Source organism: Salinispora cortesiana (assembly GCF_000484695.1).
Classification (GTDB): domain Bacteria; phylum Actinomycetota; class Actinomycetes; order Mycobacteriales; family Micromonosporaceae; genus Micromonospora; species Micromonospora cortesiana.
In genome coordinates this window covers 1-17770 of record NZ_AXVR01000024.1, presented here as the reverse complement: position 1 = coordinate 17770, position 17770 = coordinate 1, and the positions used below count along the sequence as shown (strand labels likewise).

At 70.2% G+C, this 17770-nt stretch carries 7 protein-coding genes and 1 pseudogene; 6 read left to right on the top strand and 2 right to left on the bottom strand.

Annotated elements, in window-relative coordinates; genetic code table 11:
• Positions 1-31: 31 nt before the first annotated feature.
• Complete coding sequence (locus K228_RS0112665; protein WP_025618777.1) at positions 32-1240, bottom strand: amidohydrolase; 1209 nt, start codon at positions 1238-1240, stop codon at positions 32-34.
• A 101-nt stretch (positions 1241-1341) separates the two neighbouring features.
• Between K228_RS0112665 and K228_RS0112660 the strand changes: the two genes are divergently transcribed.
• The 3 genes from K228_RS0112660 (at position 1342) to K228_RS0112650 (ending at position 11992) form a co-directional block, all read left to right on the top strand.
• Positions 1342-3834, top strand: a complete 2493-nt coding sequence (locus K228_RS0112660) for a lantibiotic dehydratase (protein ID WP_025618776.1) — start codon at positions 1342-1344, stop codon at positions 3832-3834.
• A gap of 26 nt (positions 3835-3860) precedes the next feature.
• Positions 3861-4718, top strand: a complete 858-nt coding sequence (locus tag K228_RS0112655; RefSeq protein WP_025618775.1) for an SAM-dependent methyltransferase — start codon at positions 3861-3863, stop codon at positions 4716-4718.
• A gap of 125 nt (positions 4719-4843) precedes the next feature.
• Positions 4844-11992, top strand: a complete 7149-nt coding sequence (locus K228_RS0112650; RefSeq protein WP_025618774.1) for a type I polyketide synthase — start codon at positions 4844-4846, stop codon at positions 11990-11992.
• A gap of 128 nt (positions 11993-12120) precedes the next feature.
• Here the strand turns inward: K228_RS0112650 and asnB are convergent, their stop codons facing one another.
• Positions 12121-14082 (bottom strand): asparagine synthase (glutamine-hydrolyzing), encoded by a 1962-nt coding sequence (gene asnB / locus K228_RS0112645; RefSeq protein ID WP_033776850.1) that lies wholly within the window; start codon positions 14080-14082, stop codon positions 12121-12123.
• 120 nt (positions 14083-14202) lie between these two features.
• Between asnB and K228_RS0112640 the strand changes: the two genes are divergently transcribed.
• The 3 genes and pseudogenes from K228_RS0112640 to K228_RS0112630 all read left to right on the top strand — a co-directional run.
• Positions 14203-15681, top strand: coding sequence for an aminopeptidase P family protein (locus K228_RS0112640; protein WP_025618772.1), 1479 nt, complete (start codon positions 14203-14205; stop codon positions 15679-15681).
• A gap of 279 nt (positions 15682-15960) precedes the next feature.
• Positions 15961-16155: a hypothetical protein gene (locus K228_RS0112635; RefSeq protein WP_025618771.1), complete on the top strand. Its 195-nt coding sequence runs from the start codon at positions 15961-15963 to the stop codon at positions 16153-16155.
• A 345-nt stretch (positions 16156-16500) separates the two neighbouring features.
• Positions 16501-17770 (top strand): annotated as a pseudogene (locus K228_RS0112630) (hypothetical protein); the annotation flags it as partial.

The window sequence follows — 17770 nt, the reverse complement described above, 5'->3', positions numbered from 1 at the left end:
CCGAAGTCGATCCGCTCGTGGGTGCCCGCCGCTACCGTGGGCTCGCCGTCGACATGCCACGCGCCCGGTGCAGGTCCAGCAGTCGCTGCCGGGCCGAGGGGTCCTGGGCGGCCTGGGCGGCGGTCCAGGCAAGCGCGACGGCACCCTGCAGCAGTGCCCGATCAGCACCGGGGGCCACACAGGCCGCGGCGAACTCGGGCTGGTGGTTCACGGCGTCGCCGTTGTCGATGCCGATGCTCGGGTGCAGGCTGGGCAGGGCGCGACTCACGTTGCCCATGTCGGTGCTGCCAGTGGGCATCTCCCGCTCCTGCTCGGGGGAGACCAGCGGGCGGCCCAGCTCGGTCGCCGCCGACCGGTAGGCCTCGGACAGGAAAGGGTCGTGCACCAGTTCCGCGTAGGCGGGGGTGGCGCTGACCTCGTGGGTGCAGCCGCTGCCGACGGCGCCCGCGGCGAAGCAGGCCCGGATCCGCGACTCCAGCCGGCTCAGGGACTCCATGTCGGCCGCCCGCAGGTTGTAGCGGGCACGGGTGTGCGCCGGGACCACGTTCGGCACATCACCGCCGTGGGTGACGATGCCGTGCACCTGTTGGCGCGGCTCGAGGTGCTGACGCCCGACCCCCACGGCGACCTCGGCGATGGTCAACGCGTCCGCGGCGTTGACGCCCAGCTGCGGTGCGAGCGCGGAGTGGGACTCCCGCCCGGTGTAGGTGACCTCCAACTCGACCAGCGCCAACGGACGAGGTGCGCAGTTGTCCTCGGGCGCGGGGTGGACCAGCATGGCCATCGAGACCTCGTCGAAGACGCCGGCCTCCAGCAAAGTGATCTTGCCGCCCCCGTCCTCCTCGGCGGGCGTGCCGACCACGACGACCGTGAGGTCGAGCTCCGCCGCGACCGCACGCAACGCCAGGGCCGCGCCGACCGAGGAGGCGGCGATGATGTTGTGTCCGCAGGCGTGGCCGAGCTCTGGCAGCGCGTCGTACTCGGCGCACAGCCCGACCACCAGCGGACCGTCGCCGTAGCGGGCGGTGAAGGCGGTCTCGAGGCCACCGACCCCGATGTCCACCGCGAAGCCCTCGTCGCGCAGCAGACCGCTCACCTTGGCCGCGCTGCGATGCTCCCGGAACGCCGTCTCCGGCTCCGCGTGCAAGCTGCGCGACAGAGCGAGCAGACGATCCTCGGCTTGGTCAACAGCGTCCGAACACCGACGTCGGATCTCGGGGCTGAGCCTCATCCGCGGCATGTTCCCTCCCGTCGCACCGGCCGGGCCGCGGTGACGTACCCGGCTCCCTTCGTTCCTACCCGAGCCGGCAACCGAAAGCGAGACCAGTCAGGAGGCTCGAGATGGCAGCACTGACCTGGACGGTGCCAGCCGGGCGAGGAGAGCTGGCCGTCGAGGCCGTACCGTCGGCGCTGCTCCGCAGCACCGGCTTTCCGGTCCAGCTGGTGGCGGGGCTCGCCACCGCGACCCTCATCGCCGCGGGCGACCGGGTGTTCGCCGCAGAGCAGGAGGTCGAGGCGGCCCGGCTCCACTTCATGCACGAACACTGGCCCGCCGCGCGCGAGGCCGTCCGGGAGCTCGAGCCCCGCCAGCGGTCCCTGCGCGCGTTGCAGAGCTGTCGGCGGCGGATAGCGGCCGGGGCGCGGCTGGACGAGCGGGGCGTCGAGATCCTGGCGGCCACGGGAATGCCGCAGTGGGCTTCGCGGTGGAACACCCTGGTCGACACCCACGCCGAACACCTGGCGACCGTCCGCGCGGAGTTCGACGCCGCGCTGCGCCAGGCTCGGCTGGGCACCGCGAAGACCGCCAGCTCCGATGCCTTCCGGCACGCCGTGTTCGTGTCGAATCCGGGCTTCTTCCACTCCGCGCTGCGGACGCCGCCGCTGGAGCACTCCGGCTGGGACAGCTCGGCGGCGGGTGGTGACCTACCGCGGGCGCTGCGCCGCCGGCTCGACACCCTGCATCGCTACCTTCGCCGCTTCGCCACCAAGTGCGAGACGGTCTCGTTCTTCGGCCCGGTGCTGTTCAGCAAGCTTCGTCCGGAACAGGACCAGCCGATTCGGATTGGGACACCCGGGCCCGAGCGCGTCGTGGTGGAGGCCAGCGCCTGGCTGGTCGAGCAGCTCCGCGAGCAGGCCGCCGGCGACACTCCGCTGCGGACCCAGCGCGCCTGGCCCAGTCCCCTGTTCCGCCAGCCCGGCCCGGAGCACGTGCTGGAACGGGTCGTGGACGGCCGCCGCTTCACCGTCGCCGCCGCCGCGCTGGCGCTGTGGCAGGCGGCAACGGCCAGCCCCGGATCCCACCTGGCCGACCTACTGGCCGCCACCGGGACCACGGACCAGTCCGACGAACGCCTGGCGCGGCTGGTACGGGCGCTGGGGCCGGCGCTGACCGTCTCGCCCTGGCGTCTTCCGGCCACCGAGCTCCATGCGTTGACCCGGCTCGCCGGCGAGCACCCCACCCCCACGGTTGTCGAGCTCGCCGACTGTCGGGACAGATACGCCCAGGCCGGGTGGCCGGACCGCGCCCCGCAGCTCGCCGCGGCGCAGCAGGCCAGCGCCCGGGCCGGTGGGGATGCCTCCCGCAACAGTGGACAGCACTACGCCGACCGGGAACTGTTCCACGAGGACCGGTCCAGTCCGCTGAGTGAGCAGGTCAGCCTCGGCGCGCCCATCGTTGACCGGATCCGTCAGGTCACCGAGGCCGTCTTCCCGCTGACCTTCCTGGCCGCCCTGCTCGCCCGGGAGGACGCCCGGGACGCGCTGTGTACCGCGCTGCGGGGCACGTCGGCCCCGCTCGCGGCCCTCGCCGTCCGGGAGATTCCCGCCCGTACCGATCGGCGGGACCAGCTGGATGCCATCCTGCACGAGCTGACCACGAAGGCCGTCGGCGACCTGACGGTGGTCGCCGACCGTCCACCGGTCGTCGAGCTCGACCCACACGAACTCGCCGAGGCCCTCGCCCCGTTGTGGGAGCTGGTCTCCCTCGACCCGGATGACGCCTGCCTGCCCAGCCCCGACCTGATGGTCGCCGGCCCGGACCCCGCCACCGCCACCTGGGTGCTCTCGGAGCTGCACGACGACTGCAGCTCCATCTTCGGCGGGCTGGAGCGACCCCTGCACAGCGATCCGGACGGGCTCTGGGCGGACTTCGTGGCCCGGGTCGAACAGGCGGTTTCGCCGCAGACGGCCGCGACGATCGTCTCCCGCCGCCGCAGCGCCCACGTCACCCCGGAGCTACCGGGGGTGGCGATCGAACTCAGCGGTCTGTCCAGTAAGGACCGTGCCGAGGTGGTGCCGATCGCCGAGGCACACGTCCCTGCCACGGCAGACGCCGTCCTGATCAATGGCGAACGGCGGCTGCTGTGGCCCGGAGATCTCTCCTCCACCCTGCACCGGGCACTCTCCCGCCCGGCGCTCGGCCCGGTCTCGATCGACCTCGGCACCTACACGCCGCGCATCGTCGTCGCCGGCGTCGTGCTGCAACGCGCCCGGTGGCGGGTACGGCTCCCAGAACGCGCCGACGACGCGTACGGGCAGTGGCTGGCGCTCCACCGCGTCCGGGCGCAGCACCGCCTGCCACGCCACGTCTATGTCCGGCATCCCGCCGAACCGAAGCCCTTGTATGTCGACTTCGCCGACCCGATGGCGGTGCTCGACCTCGCCCGTCTCACCTCGGCCGACGTCGTGGTCTCCGAGATGCTGCCCACGCCGGAGCAGCTGTGGTGGCGACCCGACGACCAGCCGCACTGCGCGGAGCTCCGTCTCGGCACGGTGGTGCGACCGATGGCCTCGGCCCGCGCGGATGAGGACGATGCCATCCCCCATCGCCCGTAGCCACCGCCAGTGACAAGGAGAAAGTCATGACCGAGGAGAGCGACCTCACCGCCCGGGTCCGGGACGCCTACGACAAGTCCGCTGACCAGTACGATTCCGCGGGCAAAGTCGTCTTCCACCCACTGGGCAAGATGGTCGCCGACCGGCTGGAGCTCAACCCGGGTGAGCGGGTGCTCGACCTCGGCTGCGGCCGTGGCGCCTGCCTGTTTCCCATCGCCGCCCAGGTCGGTGCCGAGGGCTTCGTGCTCGGCATCGACCAGGCACCGGGCATGGTGGAGGCCTGTCGGGCCGACCTCGCGGCCCGCGGCCTGGCCGACCGGGCGCAGGTGCGGCTCGGTGATGCCCAGAGCTTCACTGTTGACCAGCCCTTCGACGCCGTCAGCACCGGCATGGTCCTGTTCCTGCTACCGGCGCCGCAGCAGGCGTTGGCCGCTGCCGCGGCGGCGCTGCGCAGCGGTGGACGGTTGGTCGCGACGACCTTCCCCACGGAGAACGGCCGACTCGCCGCCGGCTGGGAATCGGCGGAGATTCTGGCCGAGGTGCTGTCCGCCTATCTGCCGGCGGGCGTGGACAATCCGTGGCGGCTGGTCCTCGGCCTCAACGGACCGCTGGTCTCCGAGGAGTCGACCGCCGCAGCGGTGCTGGCGGCGGGCTTCACCGACGTCGAGATTCGACACGTACCGGCGGAGTCCCGTTTCGAGTCGATCGACGACTATCTCGCCTGGACCTGGACGGTCACCCCGCGCATGCTGTGGGAGCTGGTGCCGCAGGAGCGGCGGGCCGAGGCGACCGAGGTGGCCCGGAGCGCGTTGCGGAGCCTGGCGGGCACCGACGGCTCGCTGGAGTTCTCCTGCCCGACCCGGACGATCCGCGCCATCCGTTGACCGACGTCATCCGTTGACCGACACCGTCCGTTGACCGGCGCCCCACCTGGACCGGTGCCCTCCGTTGGCCGATGTCATCCGCCCCACACCTACCCCCAGAGTACGAAGCCGAAAGGTACGAAGACATGCGTAGCGAGTTGATCCGGCCGCTGTCCGAGCTACTCGGCGGACACGCCGTCCAGCGCGGAGACAAAATCGCTTTCGCCGACGGCAAGCGTGGCGTCAGCTACACCGACCTCGATCGGCGGACCGCCCGACTGGCCGGGCACCTGGCCGCCCTGGGGTTGGCGACCGGTGGGCGAGCCGTGATCCTGATGGGTAACAGCGTCGAGGCGGTGGAGAGCTGCCTCGCGGTGATCCGGGCCGGCGGCATCGCGGTGCCGCTCAACCCACAGTCCTCCGCGGCTGAGATCGACCACCTCCTCGACGATGCCGAACCGACGGTCATCGTGTGCGACCCGGCCCGCTTCGACCAGGTGAGCCGGCGGCACCACCCGGGTCAGCCGCCACGAATCATCCGCACCGGCGAGGCCGAGGCAGCAGAGCACGCCGCGGCGGGGACGGTGGGCTACGAGGAGCTGATGGGCGCCGAGCTGAGCGGGCCGGCTCCCGACGAGGCCCCACTGGACGCCCCGGCGTGGATGCTCTACACGTCGGGGACCACCGGCCGGCCAAAGGGGGTGCTGTACTCGCTGCGCAGTTCGTTGTGGCTGGTAGCGGCGGGCCATGCGCCGGTACTGGGGCTGTCGGAGCAAGACCATCTGTTGTGGCCGATGCCGCTGTTCCACGGCCTCGGGCAGAACCTGTGCGTGCTGGGGGTGACGGCGGTTGGGGCAAGTGCGCGGCTGATGAGCGGCTTCGCGCCGTCCGAGGTGCGCGACCTCCTGCGCGAGGAGGCGATCACGTTCCTGGCCGGGGTGCCGACCACCTACCACTACCTGCTGGACCAGGGCACCGACGCCACCACCGACCTCTCCGCGCTACGACTCGGCTTCGTGGCGGGATCGGCGAGCGGCGCCGCGCTGGGCAGCCGCTTCGAGGAGGCGTTCGGCGTGCCCCTGGTGGACCAGTACGGCTCCTCGGAGACCGGCGCCATCACCTCGAACCGACCGTTCGGGGAGCGGGTCCCCGGCTCCGTGGGGCCGCCGCTGCCCGGCGTGGACATCCGCCTGGTCGACCCCGACACCGACCAGGAGGTGCCGACCGGGAAGGAGGGCGAGGTCTGGGTCGCCGGACCGAACCTCATGCTCGGATACCACCGGCAGCCTGATGCCACCGCCGCGGTCCTGCGCGACGGCTGGTACCGCACCGGTGACCTTGGGCGACGGGACGCCCGGGGGCACCTGACCCTGACCGGCCGACGCAAGGAGCTGATCATCCGTGGGGGCGAGAACATTCACCCCGCCGAGGTCGAGGAGGTGCTGCGGGCTGTCGCCGGGGTAGCCGACGTGGCGGTGGGCGCCGAGCCACACGATGTGCTCGGTGAGGTGCCGGTGGCCTATCTGGTGCCGGGCCCGGAAGGCGTGGACACGGCGGCGGTCTTCGCGCGCTGCCGACGGCTGCTCTCCTTCTTCAAGGTGCCCGAGAAGCTCTACGCCATCGACCGCGTCCCCCGGACCAGCACTGGCAAGATCACCCGACACCTGCTGGCGGAGGCGAGCCCCCAGCTGCTGGGTGTAGCCACCCCAGACGGAACGGCCGACGGAACGGCCGACGGGGCCGGGCCGATCGACGGTACGGCGTTGGCAGCGCAGTTGCGGGAGATGCCGCCGAGCGAGCGAACCCGAAACGTCCTGGAACTGGTTCGCAGCGAGGTAGCCCGCACCGTCGGGCTGGACACCGCCGAGCAGATCCGACCGGACCAGCCCTTCGTCGACCTCGGGCTCGGCTCCCTCGCCGTCGTCGGAGTTGGTCAGCGGCTCTGCGCACGAGTCGGGCTACGGCTGCCGGCGACCGTCGTCTTCGACCATCCGACGCCCACCGCCCTCACGGCCCGGCTGGTCGCCGAGGTGAGCGGAACGAACGCGCCGGCCGAACGCACCGCTACTCCGGAGCGGGCCGGCTGGACCAACGCCGACGAGCCGATCGCCATCGTCGCGATGGCCTGCCGCTTCCCGGGCGGAGTCGAGGATCCCGACCAGCTCTGGACGCTGATCGCCGAAGGAAGGGACGCCACCTCGGAGCTCCCGGAGGACCGGAACTGGCCGCTGGACACCCTCATCGACCCGAACCCGGACCACCTCGGCACCAGCTACGTGGCCCGGGGCGGGTTTCTCGCCGACCCCGCCGGCTTCGACGCCGCCTTCTTCGGGATCAGCCCGCGGGAGGCGACCGCGATGGACCCGCAGCAGCGGATCCTCCTGGAAATCGCGTGGGAGGCGTTCGAGCGCGCCGGAATCGACCCCACCCGGGTGGCGGGCTCACCGACCGGTCTCTTCATCGGCACGAAGGGGCAGACGTACAGTTCCCTCGCCGCTCCGGCCTCGGAGTACGAGGGCTACCTGGGCTTCGCCACCTCCGGCAGTGTGCTGTCTGGACGGGTCGCCTACACCCTCGGGTTGGAGGGTCCGGCCATCACCGTGGACACCGCCTGCTCGGCCTCGTTGGTGGCGCTCCATCTGGCCTGTCAGTCGCTGCACTCCGGAGAGTCCCGGCTCGCCCTCGCCGGCGGGGTCACGGTGATGGCCACCCCCGACGATCTGATCACGTTCAGCCGGCAGCGTGGTCTCGCCGCGGATGGCCGGGTCAAGGCGTTCGCCGCGGCCGCGGACGGCACCGCCTTCGGCGAAGGTGCGGGGGTCGTGCTGCTGGAGCGCCTCTCGGACGCGCGCCGGGCGGGGCGGAAGGTGCTCGCCGTCATCCGAGGCAGCGCGGTCAACCAGGACGGCACGTCGAATGGGCTCACCGCCCCCAACGGCCAGGCGCAGCAGCGGCTGATCCGTCAGGCTCTCGCCGCCGCCCAACTCGGTCCCGCCGACATCGACCTGGTCGAGGCGCACGGCACGGGAACCGCGCTCGGTGACCCCATCGAAGCCGAGGCGATTCTCGCCACCTACGGGCAGGGGCGGGCACCGGATCAGCCGGTCTGGCTCGGATCGGTCAAGTCCAACATCACTCACACCCAGGCGGCTGCCGGCGCTGCCGGTCTCATCAAGATCGTGCAGGCGATGCGCCACCGGACTCTCCCGGCCACGCTCAACGTCGACCAACCATCGCCGCACGTCGACTGGGCCTCCGGCCAGGTTCGCCTGGCGACCGAGCCCCAGCCCTGGCAGGTGGCCGGCCGGCCCCGGCGGGCCGGGATCTCCGCCTTCGGGATCAGCGGCACCAACGCGCACGTGGTGGTGGAGGAGAGCCCGGTCGAGGCGCCGGTGTCGGCGAGCGTTGCCGAGTCCCGGAGCCCCGCCGTCGTTCCCTGGCTGCTCTCCGCCAAGTCGCCGGTGGCGCTGCGGACACAGGCCGCCCGGCTGGCCACGATGACGCGCTCCGCGCCAGAGTTCAGCCCGGTGGCCGTGGGCCGCGCGCTGGCTCGCTCGCGCGCGGGTCTGGAGCATCGGGCAACCGTGGTGGGTACGGAGACCAAGCAGCTCCTGGCCGGCCTGGAGGCCCTCGCCGCGGATACCCCGGCGGCCGGGCTGACGATGGCACGCGCGGTCCCCGGTCGAGCCGTCGCCGCGCTCTTCACCGGCCAGGGCGCGCAGTACCAGGGCATGGGCCGCCACCTCTACGACAGTTTCGACGTCTTCGCCGACAAGCTGGACGAGGTCTGCCGCTATCTGACGCCGGAGGTACGGTCGGCCCTACTGACGCCCGCCGGGACGACGGATGACGAAGCGATCCACCAAACCGGTCTCGCCCAGCCGGCCCTCTTCGCGCTGGGGGTAGCCCAGTTCGCCCTGCTGCGCTCCTGGGGGGTACACCCGAGCGTGCTCGTTGGGCACTCCATCGGCGAGCTCACCGCGGCACACGTGGCCGGGGTGCTCTCGCTGCCGGATGCCGCCCACCTGGTCAACGCCCGGGGCGCCCTGATGCAGGCGCTGCCGCCGGGCGGAGCGATGCTGGCGGTCAAAGCCACCGAGGAGGAGCTACTGCCCCTGCTCGCCGGGGCGCAGGCGCGGATCGGAGTCGCCGCGGTCAACGCACCCCGGTCGGTCGTCGTCTCGGGCGACGAGGAGGCCGTGACCGCGCTCGCCACCCGGCTGGCCGAGCACGGGGTTCGGGCTACCCGCCTCCGGGTGAGCCATGCCTTCCACTCTGCGCACATGGATCCCGTCTTGGACGACTTCCGCGCCGTCGCGAAGTCGCTGACCTACCAGCGACCGGCCATCCCGATCGTCTCCACCGTGACCGGCGCGACCGCCGGGCCGGAGCTACTCACGCCGGAGTACTGGGTCGGACAGCTCCGCCAGCCGGTTCGGTTCGCACCTGCGGTACACGCGATTCGGACGCAGGGGACCGACACCTTCGTCGAGCTCGGACCGGACGGGGTACTGACCGTGCTGGTGCGGGAGATCCTCGGCGCGGAGGAGCACCACGCGGTGCCGTTGTGCCGTCGCAGCCGGTCGGGCGCCGAGGTCGCTGCCCTGGGCGCCCTACACGCCCTCGGTGTGCCGGTGGAGTGGGAGGGCTTCTTCCCACCGGCCGGCGAACCCGAGGTCGACCTGCCCACCTACCCGTTCCAACGACGGCGCTACTGGCTACCACCGGCCGCCGTGCCACCGCCGACCAGCCCGGCCCCCCGCGAGTTGGTCGGTGGGGGCGACTCGCCCCGCCGCCCAGCAGCCACCCGGCGGTCAACCGACACCGTGCCGTCGGCCGGTGCCGCGCCGGCAGCCGATGGCATGCAGGTGGCGGGCGGCGCCATGCTCGCCGCCCGACTCGGCGCCCTGTCCGAGGAGGAGCAGTTCCTGCACCTGGTCCGGACCGTCCAGACTCTGGTCGCCGCCGTACTCGGTCACGCCGACCCGGACGAGCTCGATCCAGACGAGTCCCTGTTGGATCTGGGCTTCGACTCCCTCACCGCGGTGGAGCTGCGAAACCAGATCCGCGACCTCAGTGGGGTCAACCTCCCTGCCTCGCTGGTCTTCGAGTACCCCACCGTGGCAGTCCTCGCCGACCACCTGCTGAGCCGGGTGCTCCACGCGGCCGACGACGATGCGGACCGGGTGGACTTCGCCGCCGAGGTAACCCTGGCTGCGGACATCGTCTGCGCGGACGAGGTCGTCACCGCCGCCACCGAGCCGCGAGAGGTCCTCCTCACCGGAGCGACCGGCTTCCTCGGCGCCTTCCTGCTCCGCGACCTGATGCGGAGCACGAACGCCGTGGTGCACTGCCTCGTTCGGTCCACCGACGAGAAGCCGGCGCTGGACCGGCTGCGGGACAACCTCCAGTGGTACCAACTCTGGGACGAGATCGATCCGAACCGCTTGTCCGTGGTGGTCGGCGACCTGGCCACTCCTGGGTTCGGCCTGTCGGAGCAGCGGTACGACGAGCTGTCCCGCCGCATCGACGCGGTCTACCACGCGGCTGCCACCGTCAACAGTCTCTACCCCTACTCCTCGCTGAAGGCGGCGAACGTGACCGGCACCGAGGAGATACTGCGGCTCGCCGCCCGGCATCGCAGTGTTCCGGTCCACCACGTGTCGTCCACGGGTGTCTTCTCCGCCGAGGTCGTACCCGGGGTCGCCCTGAAGTCAACCGACCCGCCGGGGCCCGCCGCGGCCCTCTCCTCCGGGTACCGACAGACCAAGCTGGTCGCGGAGCAGATCATCGACATCGCCCGGGAACGCGGGCTGCCGGTGTCGATCTACCGAATCGATGAGATCTCCGGCGACTCGGAGCTGGGCCGCTGCCAGCGGCACGACTTCGTGTGGCTGAGCATGAAGGGCATCCTGCAGGCGGAGGCGGTTCCGGCGGACCCGGCCGGCATCTTCCACCTCGTGCCCGTCGACTATGTCAGCTCGGCGATCCTTAGGCTGTCCCGGAACCCGGCCGCTGTCAACCGCAACCACCACCTCGCCAACGGCACGCATCTGCCGTTCGTCGAGATGATGGAGACGTTGCGGGCGCGCGGCTATCGCCTCGACGAGTTTGGCTGGGACCCCTGGGTCAGGCGGGTGCGGTCCAACCCCGAAAACACCATGGTGGCGATGGTCGACGGCTTCGAGTCCACCATCTACAGCGGACGTAATCACTACCTGACGGTCGACACCTCCGAGACCCGCGCTCTGCTGGCCGGCACCGGCATCGACTGCCCGCCCATGACCCAGGACCTGTTCGAGAAGTACGTCGACTTCTTCGTCCGGGTGGGCTACTTCCCGCCGCCCGGGGCACACCCGGCGACGGCCTCCGCCGGCGGTCGCCTCCACATCCGGCCGGCGACCACCGCCGACCTGCCGCGGTTGGCCCAGATCTGCTACCAGGCATTCGAGGACACCAACGCCTCGCTGGGCCTACCACCCGAATGGTCGTCTGAGCAGGCGGTGTTGGAGATGCTCCAGGGACGACTCGCCTCCCCGAGCTGCGTGAGTGAGGTCGCGGTCGACGCGACGGGATCGGTAGTGGGCTCCAACTTCCTGGTGCTGGGTGAGGAGGTCGCCGCCATCGGACCGTTGAGCGTCGCCCCCGACACGCAGGGAGGTGGGGTGGGCCGGAAGCTGATGGAGTCGATGATCGCCGCCAGTGACCGGCTTGGCTGGCCCTCCGTGCGCGGCGTCCAGGTCACCAACAACACGTGGGGCTACCGGCTGTACTCATCGCTCGGCTTTGTGCCGCAGGAACAGCTCTCCCTGATGGTGGGGTACGCCCCGCCGACTCCCGGCAACATGGCGGGCTTCGAGGTGCGTCCCATGACCGAGGCGGATGTTCCGAGCTGCCAAACCCTGTACCGCAAAGTCAACGGGCATTCCCGGGACAGTGAGATCCACATGGCAGCCAAGCGGGCCTTCGAGTGGTCAATGCCGTACGTGGTGCTGGACAAGACCAACGGGGAGCTCGCCGGCTACACCACCGGCCTGGCCGACCTGGGCCACCTGACCGCCACGTCGGAGGCGGCGGCGCGGGCGCTGTACGCCGGGGCCGGTGAGCTGATGCGCCGCCAGGATCCCCATGGTCTGGCCCCCCGGCTGCGCATCCCGGGCCGGCTGGCACCAGACCTGCTCAGCTGGGCTGCCCGCACCCGAGGGGTCTCGCTACTCCGCCTGGAGACGCTGATCTCCCTGGGCAGCTACACCCCACCAGAGGGCGGGGTGTACTGCCCCGGGCTGTCCTACTGAGACCCCGCGGAGGAGGGCAGCTCATCCCGGAAGGGCGTCGGGGCGGCTCGTGGAGCCGCCCCGACGAGCCCGGAGAAGCGCGCCCCGCGCGGGTGCACCCGGGCGGTCGACCCCGACGCCCAGCCCGCTCAGCGGACCATACTGCCGACGACCGGCTTCGTCAGCAGGGCCGACTGGTTGCGCTGGATGCCGGGGTCCAACGTCTTGGCGATGAAGATCGCATGCCAGATGCAGAAGATCAGCAGCGTCCAGACCTTGCGGGAGTGGTCGGCCTCCTCCCGCTTGTGCTCATCGAGCAGCCGCAGCGCGTACGGCAGGTCGATCAGGTCACCTGCGCCCGAGGTGGCCAGCATGTGCCGGGCCCACTCGTACATCTCCCCCCGCAGCCACACCCGGGTCGGGGTCGGGAAGCCCAGCTTCCGGCGGTTCACGATGGCCGGCGGGACCACCCCCTGCAACGCCTGACGCATCGCGTACTTGGTGGCGTCGGAGCGCGGGGGCAGTCGCAGTTCGACCGGGATCCTCGACGCCACGTCGAAGACCGCCCGGTCCAGGAAGGGCACCCGTACCTCCAACGAGTTCGCCATCGAGATCCGGTCGACCTTGACCAGGATGTCCCCGCGCAGCCAGGTGTAGAGGTCCACGTACTGCATCTTGGTGACATCGTCGAGTTCGGTGCACTCGGCGTAGATCGGGGCGGTGATGTCGGTGTAGCGCACCGAGGGGTCGTAGCGGCGCAGCAGGTGCTGCTTCTCCTCCTCGGTGAACATCCGGGCGTTGCCGTAGTAGCGCGCCTCGATCGGGGTGGTGCCGCGCTCCAGGAAGCTCTTGCCCTTGACCCCCTGCGGGATCGCCTTCGACACCGCCCGCAGCCCCTTCTGCACCCCGTCGGGCAGGCCGTTGACCGAGCTCAGCGAGAGCGGTTCCCGGTAGATCGTGTAGCCGCCGAAAAACTCGTCGGCGCCCTCGCCGGAGAGCACCACCGTGACGTGTTCGGCTGCCTTGCGCGCCACGAAGTAGAGCGGCACCAACGCCGGGTCGGCGACCGGGTCGTCCAGGTGCCAGACGATCTTCGGCAGCGCCGCCATCATGTCCTGCGGCCCGATCTTGGTGGGAATGGTGGTGACATCGAGGTGGCGGGCCGACTCCTGGGCCACATCGATCTCCGAGTAGCCGGGCACGTCGTAGCCGACCGTGAAGGTCAGTATGTTCGGGTTGAACTCCCGGGCCAGCGCCACCACCGCGGTGGAGTCGATCCCACTGGACAGGAACGAACCGACCGGGACATCCGATCGCATGTGAATCCGGACGCTGTCCCGCAGCGTCTCCCGGATCTCGTGGTAGAGCTTCTGCTCGTCCGGCACCGGAGCAGGCCGGAACATCGGTCGGTACCACCGGCGGACATCAATCCGGCTGCCGGGCCTCCAGGTCAGGTACTCCCCCGAGCCGATCCGACGGATCCCCTGGTGCAGGGTGCTGGGCTCGGGCACGTACTGCAGCGTCAGGTAGTGGCTGAGGCTGGCCGTGTCGATACCGGCGTCACCCTGGTAGTTGGCCGGCGCGAACGGCAGCAGGGCCTTCTTCTCCGAGGCGAGGTAGAGGCCGTCGGCCGACTCCAGATAGTGCAGCGGCTTGATCCCGAAGTAGTCGCGCGCGCCGAAGGCGCGCCGCTCCTGCCGGTCCCAGATCACGAAGGCGAACATCCCCCGCAACCGGGTGAGCACCTGCTCACCCCAGTAGTGGTAGCCGGCGACGATCACCTCCCCGTCACCGGAGGTGGCGAACTGCGCCCCGTAGTTGCGGGCCAGCTCCTCCCGCAGCTCGATATAGTTGTAGATCTCGCCGTTGAAGGTCAGCAGGTAGCGCCCGTTCGCGTAGGGCAGCGGCTCCTGGCTAGACGCCACATCGATGATCGCCAGCCGCTTGTGGGCGAACACCCCATCCGCGTACTGACCAGATGCGTCGCCGACAACTTCCACCCCGGTCTCGTCCGGGCCACGATGGTGCAGGCATTCCAACGCGTTGGCGATGTGGTCGCGGTGAGCCGCGGCGTCCCCGCGTGCGCTGAAGAAGGCCAGGAGTCCGCACATGGTCGTCATCTTTTCACGCCCCCGTCGCGGCCGTAGCGGCCGTCTGCGCAACAAGCCTCAGCCGCTGGCCCGGCCATGTCGGCTACCGTCGGGACCAGCGACAACGCGAAGGGAGCGGAGATGACCGAAGAACGCATTCACCGCGATCCAGGGGGCACCGAGTCGCATGATCCAAAATTCCCGGCGGCGCTCCTGGCGTTCATGCGGCAGGGCTGGCGAGACAGCGCGCTGCCGGTCGTCCCGCACCCGGCGGCACCCAACTACGCCAAGCGCCGGGCGGCCCTCTCCGCGGCCTTCCCCGGCGAGACCCTGGTGATCCCCACCGGCGGCGAGCAGGTACGCGCCAACGACACCGCCCACCGATTCCGTCCCGGCAGCGACTTCGCGTACCTGACCGGCGACTACGAGCCGGACAGCGTGCTCGTACTCCGTCCGACCGTTTCCGGCCACGAGCCCCTCCTCTACCTGCGGCCACACGCGTCCCGGCAGACCGACGAGTTCTTCCGGAGCCGGCACGGCGAGCTGTGGCTTGGTCGGCGGCCCACCCTTGCGGAGAAGTCGAACGAGTTGGGCATGCCCACCGCCGACCTCGCCGACCTGGATGCCGCCCTGGCCGACCTCGCCCCGGCCCGAACCCGAGTGCTGCGCGGCTTCGACGCCCGGGTTGACGCGGCCCTACGCCCGTACGACGGCCGGCGGGAGCGGGGCCAGCCGCCCCGCGACCAGGAGCTGGCCAGCGCGATCTCCGAGCTCCGGCTGGTCAAGGACGAGTGGGAGATCGCCCAGCTTCAGGACGCGGTGGATGCCACGGTTCGCGGCTTCGAGGATGTGGCGCGGGCGCTCCCGGCCGACCGGGGAGTTTCCGAGCGGCTACTCGAAGGCATCTTCGCGCTGCGGGCCCGACACGACGGAAACGACCTCGGCTACGGCTCGATTGTCGGCGCCGGCGAGCACGCCACGATCCTGCACTGGGTGCACAACCATGGCACCACCCGTCCGGGTGACCTGCTGCTGATGGACATGGGCGTGGAGAACGACCACCTCTACACCGCTGACGTGACCCGGGTGCTCCCGGTGAGCGGCCGGTTCACCGCGCTACAGCGTCAGATCTACGACATCGTGTACGCCGCGCAGCAGGCCGGCATCGAGTTCATCCGGCCGGGCGTGGCGTTCAAGGAGGTGCACCTGACCTGTATGCGGGTTCTCGCCGAGGGCCTGGCTGAGCTGGGCCTACTACCGATCAGCGTGGACGAGGCGATGGACGAGAAGTCGGCGGTATACCGACGGTGGACCCTGCACGGCTTCGGGCACATGCTCGGCATCGACGTACACGACTGCGCCAACTCGCGCGGTGAGGCGTACCGCGACGGCATCCTGGGCGAGGGCTACGTGCTCACCGTGGAGCCGGGCCTGTACTTCCAGCCCGAGGACGACTTGGTACCGGAGGAGCTGCGCGGCATCGGCGTCCGGATCGAGGACGACGTCCTGATCACGGCGAACGGCACGATGAACCTCTCCGCCGGGCTCCCCCGGACCGCTGACGACGTGGAAACCTGGCTGGCTGAGCAGCGGGAGGCGGGCCCACACCTGCCGGGCTGACCTAGCCAGCCAAGCCCGAGCCGCACCGTTTTCGTTTGGACCTTTAGGCTCTGAAACGGAATCGGTGCGGCCTTTTTCCTTAATGTCACGTTTCATCCGTTTTGCTCCAATCGCGCCGCCCACTCCCACGCGCCTTGAATAAGTAGCTTTTTCGGATACATCCTCATCCAGGACAGATCTTCACTTACAGTGGCTATCAGAGGCTGGAGCCCGATTTGTAGCAGGTCACACCACCTTCAGCCGGTGCGGGCCTTCTGGGAGTCGAAGGGGAGTGCTCTGATGTCCACCGAGATCACAACCAACCGGGGCCAACGTCGGCCCCGGCCCAGGCCATCCTCCACGCCAACCAACCATGGCGGCGCGCCGACCCGCACCAAGGGCGACGTCGACATCGATCGGAAGTCCGCGGTCGAGCAGAACCAACGAACGAACCACCTGGGCAGCCCGGCCACTCCGGAACGCTGCTTCGGCTGAGTTCCCGCTGAGAGCACCACCACATAGAGCGGGCTCCTCCGACCGCCACCCGGTCGGAGGAGCCCGCACCGTCTCCGAACGTCCTGAATCGCACAAACAGCGCCACCCAGGGTGCGACGCCCTGAAGTCAGCTGCCTCTCCATGCCTGGCCGCACTAGCCCCGAGACCGAACCTCGTCCCGATCCAGCCATCAGCACCACAAATACGGACTTTTCTCAGATACAGCCTCAAGGTGAAGAGGATTCTCATACGGTGCTTCTGGGAGCTACAACCGATTTGTAGTAGGGATGCCGGTTTTGCACCGTACCGTCCCTGTCTGGTACGAGGAGAGGGCAGAGAGCTCCGATGTACAACTACCTACCGAATAACAACGCGGCCGAACCGGAGGCGACGTCAAAGCGACGGCGCAAGCTCTGGCTCGCCAGCGGCGTCGCTGGCGCGGTCGGCATCGCCATGGTTGGCCTTACCGGCGTCGGCGCTGGCGCCGAGGACCTGACCGGCGGCAACACCGCCCAGGTCACCAAGGACGGCGAGCAGTCCGCCGAAGACCGGGACATGGGCCGCGAGGGTGACTGGGACGGCCGGCACGACCAGAAGGACCGCGAGAAGAGGGAGCGCGAAAGGGAGGTGCCCTGCAAGACCGACAAGCTGATCCAGGCGATCATCTATGCCAACGACAACCAGGGCGGCGCCCTCAGGCTGGCCAAGGACTGCACCTACACGTTGACCCGCTCCGACGGCCTCGGCAACGGCCTGCCGGTGATCGAGGAACCGATCAAGCTCATCGGCCACAACACCAAGATCGTCCGGGACACCCAGGCCGAGTCCTTCCGGATCCTCAATGTCGGCCGTGGCGGCCACCTGAAGGTCGAGGGCCTGACCATCAAGGGCGGCAAGACCGTCGATGTCGAGCTGGGCGAGAACACACCGGAGGCGGTGTGGGCGCGCTTCTCGAACTGGACCGCGGCGGGCGAGACAGACCAGGCCGACACTGGTGCCACCAATGGGAATGGCACCGCCGACGGCAACGGCGCCGGCGCCGCCGCCACCAACGACAACGGAAACGGCGCGGACGCCGCCGCAGCCAACGCCAACAGCAGCGACGCGGCGGATGCCGACGCCAACGCAGACGACGCTGGCTACAACAATGACGTGGCCGACGCCGACACCACCGACACGGCCGACGCCAACGGCAACGACGCAGCCGCTGACACTACCCACACAGCGGACGCCGACACGGCCGACGCCGACACCACCGACGCAGCCGCTGACACCACCGACACAGCGGACGCCGACACGGCCGACGCCGACACCACCGACACGGCCGACACCAACGGCAACGGCAACGGCAACGGCAACGGCAACGGCAACGGCAACGGCAACGGCAACGGCAACGGCAACGGCAACGACGCAGCCGACGTCAACGCAGACGTTGACAGCAACGACGCCGACACCAATGCCTTCGGGGACGCGAATGTCAACGACGGCGCCGGTGTCCTGGTGCAGGCGGGGGGTTCCGCTGAATTCAAGAAGTCCCTTCTGGAGCACAACGTCGCTGGCGGGGTCGGGGGCGGAATCGCCAACTTCGGCAAGACCAGCCTCTACCACACCACGG